The sequence below is a fragment of the Methylobacterium sp. 142-1Y genome (genome assembly GCF_057747795.1).
On record NZ_CM173224.1, the window covers coordinates 5,252,976 to 5,265,786 of the forward strand.

The 12,811-nt window shown below is 70.5% G+C and carries 10 protein-coding genes; 7 read left to right on the forward strand and 3 right to left on the reverse strand.

What is annotated here, in order from left to right; all coding sequences use genetic code 11:
• Positions 1–53 precede the first annotated feature (53 nt).
• A complete protein-coding gene (locus AC3AOF_RS24185) occupies positions 54–1,424 on the reverse strand; it encodes an MdtA/MuxA family multidrug efflux RND transporter periplasmic adaptor subunit (RefSeq protein ID WP_488346715.1) in 1,371 nt (456 codons plus the stop codon).
• Between the two features lie 305 nt (positions 1,425–1,729).
• Between AC3AOF_RS24185 and AC3AOF_RS24190 the strand changes: the two genes are divergently transcribed.
• The 3 genes from AC3AOF_RS24190 (at position 1,730) to recD2 (ending at position 5,816) form a co-directional block, all read left to right on the forward strand.
• The gene (locus AC3AOF_RS24190) at positions 1,730–2,371 is read left to right on the forward strand and encodes a DedA family protein (protein WP_236988448.1); all 642 of its coding nucleotides are present in this window, start codon (positions 1,730–1,732) and stop codon (positions 2,369–2,371) included.
• A gap of 124 nt (positions 2,372–2,495) precedes the next feature.
• Positions 2,496–3,329, forward strand: a complete 834-nt coding sequence (locus tag AC3AOF_RS24195) for an FkbM family methyltransferase (protein WP_488346716.1) — start codon at positions 2,496–2,498, stop codon at positions 3,327–3,329.
• Positions 3,330–3,620: 291 nt separating this feature from the next.
• The gene (recD2, locus tag AC3AOF_RS24200; RefSeq protein WP_488346717.1) at positions 3,621–5,816 is read left to right on the forward strand and encodes an SF1B family DNA helicase RecD2; all 2,196 of its coding nucleotides are present in this window, start codon (positions 3,621–3,623) and stop codon (positions 5,814–5,816) included.
• A 145-nt stretch (positions 5,817–5,961) separates the two neighbouring features.
• Here the strand turns inward: recD2 and AC3AOF_RS24205 are convergent, their stop codons facing one another.
• The gene (locus tag AC3AOF_RS24205; RefSeq protein ID WP_236992673.1) at positions 5,962–6,498 is read right to left on the reverse strand and encodes a DUF2244 domain-containing protein; all 537 of its coding nucleotides are present in this window, start codon (positions 6,496–6,498) and stop codon (positions 5,962–5,964) included.
• Positions 6,499–6,518: 20 nt separating this feature from the next.
• Between AC3AOF_RS24205 and nth the strand changes: the two genes are divergently transcribed.
• On the forward strand, positions 6,519–7,259 hold the full coding sequence (nth, locus tag AC3AOF_RS24210) for an endonuclease III (RefSeq protein WP_236988446.1): 741 nt from the start codon (positions 6,519–6,521) through the stop codon (positions 7,257–7,259).
• A gap of 155 nt (positions 7,260–7,414) precedes the next feature.
• On the opposite strand, the gene AC3AOF_RS24215 is transcribed toward nth, so the two are convergent.
• Positions 7,415–8,656 (reverse strand): IS110 family RNA-guided transposase, encoded by a 1,242-nt coding sequence (locus tag AC3AOF_RS24215; RefSeq protein WP_236987753.1) that lies wholly within the window; start codon positions 8,654–8,656, stop codon positions 7,415–7,417.
• A 451-nt stretch (positions 8,657–9,107) separates the two neighbouring features.
• Between AC3AOF_RS24215 and AC3AOF_RS24220 the strand changes: the two genes are divergently transcribed.
• The 3 genes from AC3AOF_RS24220 (at position 9,108) to AC3AOF_RS24230 (ending at position 12,801) form a co-directional block, all read left to right on the forward strand.
• Positions 9,108–10,121 carry an IS110 family RNA-guided transposase gene (locus AC3AOF_RS24220; RefSeq protein WP_488346718.1) on the forward strand — a complete coding sequence of 338 codons (1,014 nt, stop codon included), beginning with the start codon at positions 9,108–9,110 and terminating at the stop codon, positions 10,119–10,121.
• Between the two features lie 424 nt (positions 10,122–10,545).
• Entirely contained in the window at positions 10,546–10,971 is a 426-nt protein-coding gene (locus tag AC3AOF_RS24225; protein ID WP_236988445.1) for a hypothetical protein, read from the forward strand.
• Positions 10,972–11,061: 90 nt separating this feature from the next.
• Positions 11,062–12,801, forward strand: a complete 1,740-nt coding sequence (locus AC3AOF_RS24230; RefSeq protein ID WP_488346719.1) for an efflux RND transporter periplasmic adaptor subunit — start codon at positions 11,062–11,064, stop codon at positions 12,799–12,801.
• The last annotated feature ends 10 nt before the right edge of the window (positions 12,802–12,811 follow it).

Here is a 12,811-nt window from a genome sequence, read left to right on the forward strand (position 1 = left end):
CCCCGGATAGTCCCCCGCAGAGGGGGGAGGGTTCATAGCGGCGTGCCACGTCATCACGGGTTCTGGCTCTGCTGGCGACGGCGATGCGGGCGCTCGCCCTCGGGACGCTGGCCGTCCTGGCGCTGCCCCTCCGGCTTCGGCTGGGCCGCAGCGCCCTCCCCGCCCTCCGGCTTCGCCGCCTCCGGCCCGGCCGTCGTCTCGGGCCGCCCGCCGGTGACGCGCACCGCCGCCCCGTCCTTCAGCCGGTCGGTCCCGTCGACCACCACCCGGTCGCCGACCGCGAGCCCCTTGGTGACGACGGTCCGCACCCCGTCGCTCTCGCCGATCTCGATCGTCCGCACCGCGACCTTGTCCTCAGCCGTGAGGAGATAGACGTAGGTGCCGGGCGTGCCGCGCAAAACGGCCGCGGCCGGCACCAGCGCCGCGTCGCGCACGGTGTCGACGTCGAGGCGGGCATTGACGAACTGGTTGGGAAACAGCCGGTCGTCCGTGTTGGGAAACAGCGCCCGCAGCTTCACCGTGCCGGTCGTCACGTCGATCTGGTTGTCGACGGTGTCGAGGTTGCCCCGCGCGATCTCGGTGGTGTCCGAGCGGTCGAAGACCCGCACCGGCAGGGTGGCGCCGGCCCGCAGGCGGTCCATCACCCGCGACAGCACGGTCTCCGGCAGGGTGAACAGCACCGAGATCGGATGCAGCTGGGTGACCACGACGATGCCGGTCGAGGCGGCGGTGACGTAGTTGCCCTGGTCGATCTGGCGCAGGCCGACCCGGCCCTCGACCGGCGAGGTGATGCGGCCGTAACTGATGTTGAGCTTCTGCTGGTCGATCTGGGCCTGGTCGGAGGCGACGATGCCCTCGTACTGCTTGACCGTCGCGGCTTGCGTGTCGACGTTCTGCTTCGAGATCGAATCCTGCCGGTTCAGGGTCTGGTAGCGGGTCAGGTCCAGGCGGGCATTCTGCAACAGGGCCTGGTCGCGCAGGAGCTGGCCCTGGTACTGCGCCAGCAGCGCCTCGTAGGGCCGCACGTCGATCTGGGCCAGGAAGTCGCCGGCCTTGACGGTCTGGCCTTCGCGAAAGCCGATCCGGGTGAGGTAGCCGCTCACCTGCGAGCGCACCGTGACGGTGGCGAGCGGCGTCACCGTGCCCAGCCCCGACAGCACCACCGGCATGTCGCCCCGCTGCACCGCGGCGATGCCGACCGCCTGCGGCCCCTCCCCGCCCGCGCCGCGGCGCCCGCCGCGCCGTCCGGACCCGGCCTGCTGCGTCTCGGGCTTCCGGAACCCATCCGGCAGATAGGTGCGGTAGGCCCAGTACCCGCCCCCGGCGAGCGCCAGCAGCACGATCAGCCACACGAGCCCACGGCCGCGCCGACGCGGCCGCTGCTCGACCGCGTCATCGGTCCGGATGGGAGACAACTCGTTCATCGCTCTGGACAACCCGGACCTGAAGCCACCAACCTTGGAAACACCGACCTTGCCCCCGCGACACCTCTCATGTCGTGCGGGCGGCGCAGCCCTGCGCCTGCGTCACGTTCGCCTGACGGGCATCTCGTCGCCGATCCGCACGGCCATTCCGCATGGCAATGCGTCGCCAGTACGACGACGATGTTGCGTCACGATTGCTGAACGCCGCCCGAGCGTTGCCCTGGAAGAGCCACGATCGAATCCCTTATTTCAGCCGATCGGGCGCGACACGGCGCCGCCCTGCATCGTGCGTCAGCGGGACCAGAATGCACTTCCTCCACGACCTCCCGGTCGCCGACCTGATCTCCCATTACGGCTACTGGGCGATCTTCCTGATCGTCACCCTCGAGAGCGCCGGCGTGCCGATGCCGGGCGAGACGGCGCTGATCTCGGCCTCCGTCTATGCCGGCTCCACCGGCAACCTGCGCATCGGCCTCGTGGTGCTGGCGGCCGCCGCCGCCGCGATCATCGGCGACAATCTCGGCTACTGGGTCGGCCGGCGCTGGGGCATGCCGCTGCTCCTCAGGCACGGGAGCAAGATCGCCCTCGACCACCGCCGCCTCAAGCTCGGCCAGTATCTCTTCCGCCGCCACGGCGGCAAGATCGTGTTCTTCGGCCGCTTCACCGCGATGCTGCGCGCCTATGCGGCGCTGCTTGCCGGGGTGAACCAGTTCGACGCCCGCCGCTTCTTCCTGTTCAACGCCGCCGGCGGCATCGCCTGGGCCTCGCTGATGGGCTTCGGCGCCTATTGGGGCGGCCGCTCGATCGAGCACGTCGCCGGCCCGGTCGGGCTGGGGCTCCTCGCCATCGTGGTGTTCGGCGGCATCGCCCTGTGGCTGTTCGTGCGCCGGCACGAGGCGCGGCTGACGCAGGAGGCCGAGCAGGCGATCCCGGGCCCCCTCGCCTGATCCCCCGCGCCGCCGGTCATTGCCGGCCGCCCGCCGGGGTGGCATGACGCGCCCCACGATACTCCCACCCGCCTCCGCGTCCGCGCGGGGCGGCCGCGGCCCGCCGCGGCCTCGAACCGGCATGATGACACAGACCCTCCATCCCTTCGGCACCTACGCGCCCGCCGGGCTCGTGCGCTGGATCCTGTCCCGCACCGAGCGCCTGCCCGACGAGAGCTGGGGGGCGCGGCGCCTCGCCCTGCTCCTGCGCCGCTGCGCCATCCGGTTGCTGCGCGGCCGGCCCCTCGACGTCGAGCGCTACGGCGCGCGCATGCGGCTGCATCCCTACAACAACAACTGCGAGAAGAAGGTGCTCTTCACCCCGCAGTTCTTCGATCCGCTGGAGCGGACGATCCTGCGGGAGCGGGTGAAGCCGGACTGCGTCTTTCTCGACATCGGGGCGAATGTCGGCGCCTACGCGCTGTTCGTGGCCGCCGCCGCCGGCCCCGGCGCGCGGGTCCTGGCGGTGGAGCCGCAGCCGGACATCTTCGACAAGCTCACCTACAACATCGCCCAGAACCCGTTCGGCAGCGTCAAGGCGGTGGCCTGCGCGGTGGCCGACAAGGCCGGCGAGATGACCCTGTTCGTCGATCCCCGCAACCGCGGCGAATCGAGCCTGAAGGTGGTGGGCACCAACGAGGGCGCGGCGATCCGGGTGCCGGCGGTCTCCCTCCTCGACCTCGTGCGCGGCGAGGGCCTGACCCGGATCGACGCGGTCAAGCTCGACGTCGAGGGCGCCGAGGACCTGATCCTCGAACCGTTCCTGCGCCAGGCACCGCCCGCCCTGCACCCGCGCCTCCTCATCGTCGAGGACGGCACGGATCTGTGGCAGACCGACCTCTCCGCCCTCCTCACCCGCCACGGCTACCGCCGCATCGCCAAGACCCGGCTGAACCTGGTCTTCGAGCGGGAGGGGTAGAGGACGCGCTTCGAAATTGTTTTGACGTCCGCCGACTCGGCAATCCTATCCTCGACCTCATCCTGAGGTGTCAGTTCATCGCAGATGGACTGACCTCGAAGGAGGGCTCCAGAAGTCTCGGCGATCTCTGGAGGTCTCCTTCGAGGTCAGCCGATTTTCAATCGGCTAACACCTCAGGATGAGGTCGAGGGAGGGAGGAGGATGTGAGCGGCCCGGAGCCGTGACGACGACACACGCCCCCACCATCGCACTTGCAGCCTTCCCGCCCCCTTCCGATCTTCACGGGCGCCGATGGCCGCCTTCGCTCCCCCGCCCTCCCGCTCGCCCGACGCCCTCGCCGGGTCGATCGAGCGCGTCACCTTCCACAATGCCGAGAGCGGGTTCTGCGTCCTGAAGGTCAAGGCGCGGGGCCGGCGCGACCTCGTGGCGGTGATCGGCCACGCTCCCGCCGTGGCGGCGGGCGAATGGGTGACCGCCACCGGCGCCTGGGTCAGCGACCGCGAGCACGGCCTGCAATTCCGCGCCGACACCCTGGCGGCGACCCCTCCCACGGGCGTCGAGGGCATCAGTCGCTATCTCGCCTCGGGCCAGATGCGCGGCATCGGCCCGGAAATGGCCAAGCGCATCGTCAAGGCCTTCGGGGCCGACACCTTCGCGGTGATCGAGGCTCAGCCGGAGCGCCTGACCGAGGTATCGGGCATCGGCCCGACGCGCGCCGCCCGGATCACCGCGGCCTTTGCCGAGCACAAGGCGGTGCGGGAGATCATGGTGTTCCTGCACGCCCACGGCGTCGGCACCGCCCGGGCGGTCAGGATCTTCAGGACCTACGGCACCGACTCGGTCCAGGTGATGACCGAGGATCCCTATCGGCTGGCCCGCGACGTACGCGGCATCGGCTTTCGCACGGCGGATGCCATCGCGGGCAAGCTCGGCCTGGCGCCGACCGCGCCCGAGCGCCTGCGCGCCGGCCTCGCCTACGCGCTCCAGGCGGCGATGGATGACGGCCATTGCGCCCTGCCGGTGCCGGACCTCATCACCCGCGCCGCCACGCTGCTGGCGGTGGAGGCGGGCCTGCTCCGCACCGCCCTCGTCGAGGAGATCGGTGGCGAGTCGGTGGTGATGGACACGATCCAGGACGTGCCGCACCTGTTCCTGCGCGGCCTGCACGCGGCGGAACGGACGATCGCCGAGCGGCTGGTCGCCCTCGACGACGCGCCCCTGCCTTGGGACGAGATCGATGCGCAGGCCGCGCTCGCCAAGGTCGAGGGCGAGACCGGCCGGCCGCTCTCGCCGTCGCAACGAGCCGCCGCCGCGACGCTGCTGAACGCCAAGGTCGCGGTGATGACCGGCGGGCCGGGCGTCGGCAAGACCAGCACGCTGGACGCGCTCCTGCGGATGCTCGACGGGGCGGGGGCCGCGGTGCTGCTCGCCGCGCCCACGGGACGGGCCGCCAAGCGGATGAGCGAGCAGACCGGCCGCGAGGCCAGGACCATCCACCGCCTGCTCGAGATCGACCCGCGCCACGGCGGCTTCCAGCGCAACGAGCACGCTCCTCTGTCCTGCGACCTCCTGGTGCTGGACGAGGCCTCGATGATCGACGTGCCGCTGATGAACGCGCTGACCCGGGCCCTGCCGCGCCACGCCGCGCTGTGGCTCGTCGGCGATGTCGACCAGCTGCCCTCGGTCGGGCCGGGCCGGGTGCTCGCCGACGTGATCGATGCGGGCCGCTTAGCGGTCGCCCGCCTCACCGAGGTGTTCCGCCAGGCCGCCGAGAGCCGGATCGTCACGGGCGCCCACCGGATCAATGCCGGGCGGATGCCGCAAGGCGCCGACACGCCGGACGGCGACTTCTTCGTGGTCGGGATCGACGATCCCGAGGCCGGGGCCGAGAAGCTGGTCGAGATCGTCACCCGCCGCATCCCGCGCCGCTTCGGCCTCGACCCGGTCCGGGACGTGCAGGTGCTCTGCCCGATGACCCGCGGCGCCTTGGGAAGCCGCCACCTCAACCAGGCGCTCCAGCGGGTGCTCAACCCGAACCCGGCCGTCTCGGTCGAGCGCTTCGGCTGGGTCTTCGCCCCCGGCGACCGGGTGATGGTGGGGCAGAACGACTACGACCGCGAGGTCTTCAACGGCGATCTCGGCGTGGTGCTGCGGGTCGATCCCGAGGAGGGATCGCTGGTGGCGGGCTTCGATGGGCGCGAGGTGACCTGGCCGTTCGAGGAGCTGGACGCCTTGAGCCCCGCCTACGCCATCACGATCCACAAATCGCAAGGCTCGGAATACCCCGCCGTGGTGATCCCGGTGGCACTCCAGCACTATACGATGCTCGCCCGCAACCTGCTCTATACGGGCGTGACCCGGGGCAAGCGGCTGGTGGTGCTGGTGGCCCAGACCCGCGCGGTGGCGATCGCGGTGCGGGGTGGGGTGAAGCCGCGGTATACCAAGCTGGCGGAGTGGTTGCGGCAGCCGGCGAGGAAGAGAAAATAAGATCAGTCCGAAATATCAAAATGGCTGGGAGCCCGGTTGGCTTGCGACGAGAAATTCGAGAGGGGAATTTCCATCCCACCCGCACCTCAGGATGATGTCGCGGGTGGGATTGAGTGGCTGGATCAAGTCGAACAGGCTCAATCCCTCAATACCCCTTCTTCACCTCCGCCAAGGCCCGCGTCAGCCCGTCGGCCACCGCCTGCCGTTCCGTCGGCGAGGCATCCCGCGCGACCAGCACCCGTTGCCCGCGCGACACGAAGGACAGCGACAGGAGCCCGAATTCCTCGTCCTCGACCTTGTGCAGCCGGGTCCAGAGCGGGTTGAAGCGCCACTCGGCCCGCTCGCCGCGATGGCTGACGCGGGCGACCAGCACCTCGATCTGGCTGATCACCACCTGCTCGAAGGAGCGGCCGCGGCGGGCATTGAGGGTGAGCGCCAGCCAGAGCGCCGCGATGTCGAGGCCGAAGAAGCCGGTGACCGGCCACATCCCCATCTGCAGGAAGGCGATCCCCGTCACCAGGGCGACGCCGCCGCAGGCCACCATCACGACCCGGAAGCCGAGGCGCGACAGCGAGCAATGCGGCCGGATGGTCGCCGAGAAGACCGGGCGCTCGATCGCGTCCGGGTCGCGCCCGTAGGGGTGCCGCGTGCTTGCGTCGTCGGATGCCTTGCCGCTCGCCATGCGCCCCATATAAGGCACCCATGACTCGCCGGAAGCAGGCCGCCCCCGACAAAATCACCGCACCTGCCAAGGCAGGGCTGGTGAAGCCCCTCACCGCCCGGGCTACGACCCCGGAGCCGGTCGATGCCGCGACGCTGCGGGAGATCTTCGCCCGGCTCAGCGCCGCCAATCCGGAGCCGCGCTCCGATCTCGAATACGTGAACCCCTATACGCTCCTCGTCGCGGTGGTGCTCTCGGCGCAAGCCACCGACAAGAGCGTGAACATCGCTACCGCGCCGCTGTTTGCCCGCGCCGACAACCCGGCGGCGATGCTGGAACTCGGCGAGGAGGTGGTGCGCCACCACATCCGCACGATCGGGCTGTTCAACACCAAGGCCAAGAACGTCATCGCGCTCTCGCGCATCCTGGTCGAGGAGCATGGCGGCGCGGTGCCGCGGGAGCGCGAGCACCTGGAGGTGCTGCCCGGCGTCGGCAAGAAGACCGCGAGCGTCGTGCTCAACGTCGCCTTCGGCGAGCCGACCATCGCGGTCGACACCCACATCTTCCGGGTCTCGAACCGCATCCCGCTCGCGCCGGGCTCGACCACCGACAAGGTCCAGGCGGGGCTGGAGGCGATCGTGCCCGAGCCCTACCGCCTCGACGCCCATCACTGGCTGATCCTGCACGGGCGCTACACCTGCAAGGCGAGGAAGCCCGAATGCTGGCGCTGCGCCATCGCCGACCTGTGCCGCTATCCGGACAAGACGTCGGGGCCGGGCTGAGAGCCTGCTTGAGTCGAGAGATCGGCATCGCGAGGGATTTTCATCCCACCCGCGACCTCATCCTGAGGTGTGACTGAAAGGAGCCTCGAAGGATGGCTCCAGATACCGTTGCGATCCCTGGAACCCTCCTTCGAGGTCACCCGATTTTCAATCGGCTAAATAGAAACTGGCTCTACGGGTTTGATTTCGCACGCAAATCCAAGGCGCTCGATCTGCCGCACGAGCGCCTTGGCGCGGATGGTCGGGGCCGCCTTGCGGCCGTGATCAGGCCCGGGATCGACGTAAGCCGTGCCGGCCTTGAGCATGTGATAGATCGCGGTCAACATCGAAGCGGCGACCGCGCAGATCGCCTTCTTGGGGCCGCGCCGGCCGCGCAAGCGCTGGAACTGCGCCCTGATGTAGCTCGCCTTCTTGCGCACTCCGGCCCAGGCGGCCTGCACCAAGGCCGTCTTGAGCCAGGGCGCGCCCTTGCGCAGCCGCGTCGAGCGCCGCTTGCCCGCGCTCTCGTCGTTCCTCGGGCACAGCCCGGCCCAGGAGATCAGATGGCCGGCGGTCGGGAAGCGGCTCATGTCGGGGCCGATCTCGGAGAGGATCACCTGCGCGGTGAGGTCACTGATGCCCGGGATCGTCACCAGCAGCTTCACCGCTTCCCGGAAAGGGCCGAGGTCGCGCTCCACCTGCGCGTCGATCTCCGCGATCGCTCGCCCCAACCCGTCGTACTGGCGTAGATGCACACCGAGCAGGAAACGGTGGTGATCCCCGATCCGGCCCGTGAGCGCGGCCCGGATCGCCTCGGGCGCCGCCTTCACCCGTGGGCTGACCAGCGCCTGCAGCCCAGCCGGATCGCGCTCGCCCTTGACCAGCGCGTCGAGCACGGCGCGACCGGACTGGCCCATGATGTCGGTGAGCACCGAGGCGAGCTTGAGGTTGGCCTCCTCGAGGGTCTTCTGGATGCGCTGGACGTGGCTGGCCTGCTCGCGGACCAGTTGCTTGCGGGTGCGCAGCAGGTCGCGCATCGCCTGGGTCTGGGCCTCGGGCACGAAGCTGGCGCGGATCAGGCCGTGGGCGAGCAGGTCGGAGAGCCAAACCGCGTCGGCGACGTCGGTCTTGCGGCCGGGCACGTTCTTGACATGGGCGGCATTGGCCAGGATCAGGGTGCGGCTGTCGGCGTCGAGGACCTGCCAGACCGGGCGCCAGTAGATGCCGGTCGCCTCCATGGCGACATGGGTGCAGGCGTGCTCGTCGAGCCAGGCGGAGAGGTCGAGCAGAGCGGGCGTGGTGGTGGCAAACGTACGCACCTCACGCTGAACCTCGCTGCTCTCGGCCAGACGGATGGCTGCGACGACGGTGTCCTTGTGAACATCGAGGGCGGCGCAGCGGGGGTAGAGGACCTCCATCACGATCTCCTTGCCGTCAGGCCGCCGGCGCAGGCTCCCGTGAGATCAAATCTAAATGACGCGCTCCGGGGCTGGCCCGAGGACCGGCCCGTGACGCAAGCGAGGGGACTGAAGAGGAGCCCGGATCCAACTGATACGCGGGGTCTGGCACACCAAAGACGAACCGATCTCTCCGCCGACGGCAAGTCCACTCTGCCATATGTTTCATCCGCAAGGGACCGCGAAGCCGGTGACGAACTGATACGGAATCCTGTACCTGATGTGTGGCCGTAGGCTGCTACGGCGAGGGCATCCGGCGGTCTCACGGTTTCCCGGTCTGCGTCCCCTGTCGCTCAACGGCGACGGCCGCACGATCGCCTTCCGGCCTGATCCCGGATGTCCTGATGGCTGCTCCGGACAGTCGATCGGGCCCTGCCTCGTGCAGGCGCCCGCGTACAGGACAGGATCACCCATGTCACACAGCGCCACCATCCCCACCGTGGCCGGCATCGATGTCGGCAAGCACTTCCTCGATCTCGGCTTCTTCCCGGCGGCCAAGCCGGTGCGTCAGGACAATACGGAGACCGGCATCGCCAAGCTGATCTCGACGCTCAAGCAGCGCGGGATCCGCACGGTCGCCCTGGAGGCGATCGGCCCCTACGCCTATCCCCTCATCGCCGCCCTGCGTAAAGCTGAGCTCGATGTCGCCCTGGCCGATCCGCGCCAGGTCAAGGCGTTCCGCTCCGCCGAAGGGCTGATCGCCAAGACAGACCGGCTGGACGCCGCCCTCATCGCCCGCTTTGCTCAGCGCATGAGCGAGCACCTGCGCCCCGCCCCGACCCCCGACCAGATCACCCTCAAGGCTCTCTCGACCCGGCGCCGCCAGCTCACCGAGCTGATCGCCATGGAGAAGACCCGCCTGGCCCAGGCCCTCGACCCGGCCATCGCCGACAGCCACAGGGCGGTGATCAAGGCCCTGACGGCTGCCTGCACCGAGGTCGAGGCCGCTCTCGAGGCACGCATCGCCGCCGAGCCTGGCCTGGCGCGCAAGCGCGCGATCCTGACCTCGATCCCCGGGATCGGTTCGCGCATCGCCAGCGTGGTGATCACCGACATGCCCGAACTCGGCACGCTCGACCGCAAGGCGGCGGCCAGTCTGGCCGGGATGGCGCCTCATCCGACCCAGAGCGGGGCTCACCCGGGCCGCCACGCGATTGCCGGTGGGCGTCCCTGCCTGCGCACGGCCTTCTACATGGCCGGGATGGTGGCGGCGCGCAGCTGTCCGGCCTTCCGCGAGCCGTACCGGGCGATGCGAACGGCGGGTAAGCCGGCCAAGGTGGCGATCGTGGCGTCGGGCCGACGCCTGGTGGTGCTGGCCAACGCCCTGGTGCGCGACGACACGACGTTCGAGGCGAGCAAGTTGCAGAAGGGAGAGGCCGGTCGGGGGGAGGAGAACGCCGCGTCCCCTGCGGGATCCGATCCGTGACGAGCGAGAGGAGCGATGTCTTCATCGCTCCTCTCGCCGAGCTTGGCGTTCGCCGGTGGGAGCGGGTCAAGGCCTTGTCGCGCGAAGCGCGAGGGCGCGCAGCGCCCGCCTTGACGCGCTCGCGCCGGTGAACGATCTGACCCCCATACGGCCAAAACCAAGCGCGGCACTGCCGATTGGCCCTTGACCGGCAATACAGTCGCCGGAAGATCACTTCCGGATTCCGTATCATCAGCCCGCGCGGCGCCTGAGCGAAGCCGCTTTCCGCATCGCGAAGCGATCAACCGGAAAGCGTATGACACCTCAGGACGAGGTCGCGGATGGGAGAGGGTCCGTCGAACAGCCAAACAGGCTTCGAGACCATGCTGGGCCGAAGCCCGACGCTCCCGCTTCCTTCCGGGCCCGAATCTGGTATCCTGATGGCATGACCCTGCCCCGTCCCCTCGCACGGCTCTTCGCCGTGGTGATCGTTCTGATCGCCGCGTGCGTCGGCTCGTCGGTGGTCGGGGTGTCGTCGGCGCAGGCGCATCAGGGGCACTCGCATCAGGCTCGCGCCCATGTCGAGGGACCTGCCCCCGCCGCGGCGGCGCTGACGCTGGCCGAGGCGCGCTCCGTCGCGCAAGGCCCGCGCCTGACCGCCATCGACCCGGACGCGGCGCCCGCTGCCCGGCCCTGCAACGGTCTGTGCTGCCTGATGGGCGCCTCCTGCTGCGTGCCCGGCCTGCTTCCCGACGGCCTGGCGGCGTTCCCGGCCCTCACTCCGGCCCGCCGCCTGAAGGCCGCCGAGGACGCGGTGCCCGCCGGCATCGCGCCGGACTCGCCCGCCCGGCCGCCACGATCCTTCGCCTGACGCCCGCGTCCCGCGCCGGCGCGCCGCCTGAGACGGGCGGATACTGCCGCGGGCGCTCCTCGACGTCCGCTCGCGAAGGTCCAATTCCTGATGTTCCCGTTCCGGTCGACGGCAGCGCCGCGTGCGCTGGCCGTGGCGCTTGCTCTTCTGGCGCTGCCGTTTCTCTCCGCCCATGCCCATGAGGGCCACGACCACGGTGCCCCGCAACCGCCGGTCTCGAAGACCATTGCGCCGCGAGGCGAGGCGTCCTCCGCCGCGTTCGAGCTGGTGGCGATCCCCCGGGGCGATGCCCTGGTGCTCTTTCTCGACCGATTCGCGACGGCTGAACCGATCACCGATGCCACCCTGGAGGTCGAGACGCCGACAGGTCCCGCCACCGCCGAACCCGCCCCGGACGGCAGCTACCGCCTCCCCGCGCCCTGGCTCGCGACCCGCGATCCCAAGGCCGATCACCTCGACCTCGTCGTCACGGTGACCGCCGGCGCCGACGTGGACGTGCTGCCGCTGAGCGTCGCGATGCCGAAGCCCGCCGAGCCTGCTCCTACCGGGCACGAAGCCGCGCATGATGCCGGGCATGAGGGCGAGGGCTGGCTGCACCGGCTCACCGAGGGCCTGACCGACCGGATCGCCGCCCGCGATCCAGGCGCCGGCCTCGCCGCCGCCGGGGGCTTCGCCCTGGGGCTCGCCGCCATGGGGCTGATGCGGGCTGGACGCCGGGCGCCCGTCCTCGCCGTTCTGGTGCTGGCCGCGACCCTGGTGCTCGGTGCCACCGCCTTCGCGCATGAGGGAGACCACCCGGAGACCGGCGCGGCCTTCGTGCCCCCGCCCACCGACCTCGCCCAGCGCCTCGGCGACGGGGCGGTGTTCGTGCCCAAACCCGCCCAGCGCCTGCTCTCCCTGCGCACGCAGGTCGCGGCCGAGGGCGCCTTCCGCCGTACCGTGTCCCTGCCCGGCCGCATCATCCCGGACCCGAATGCCAGCGGCGTGGTGCAATCCTCGGTCGGCGGGCGCCTGGCGCCGCCGCCCTCCGGCACCTTCCCGCGGCTCGGCACCAAGGTTCGCGCCGGGGAGGCGCTGGCCCTGGTCACCCCGCCGGTGCAGCGGGTCGATCTCTCCGACATGCGCCAGCGCCAGGGCGAGCTCGATCAGCAGATCGCCATCGTGCAGCGCCGGGTCGACCGCTACCTCAAGCTCAGCCCGAGCGGCGCCGTCTCGCAGGTCCAGCTCGACGAGGCGCAGGACGAATTGAAGGGCCTCAAGGACCGCCGCACCGCCCTCGACCGCATCCGCCAGGAGCCGGAGGTGCTGACCGCCCCGGTCGGCGGCGTGATCGCGGAAGCCGCGGCGGTCGCCGGACAGATGGCCGCTCCCGGCCAGATGGTGTTCCAGATCGTCGATCCGGCCAAACTCTGGGTCGAGGCCCTGAGCTTCGATGCTTTGACGCCCGCATCCGACGCCACCGCGCGGCTCGCCGACGGCCGGACCCTGGCGCTCGCCTACCAGGGCGCGGGGCTGGCCGACCGCAACCAGGCGATTCCCGTGCAGTTCGCGATCCAAGGGGGCTCGGAGGGCCTGCGGGTCGGCCAGTTCGTCACCGTGCTCGCCGCCACCGATGCCGAGCAGCACGGCCTCGCCCTGCCGCGGGCGAGCGTGGTCCGCACCGCCAACGGCCAGGATGTGGTCTATGCCCACACGAGCGCCGAGCGCTACGAGGCCAGACCCGTGCGGGTCGCGCCCCTCGACGGCACGCGGGTGCTGGTCGAGGCCGGGGTGACGCCGGGCATCCGCGTGGTGGTCCAGGGCGCCGAGCTCCTGGACCAGGTCCGGTAGGGAGACACCA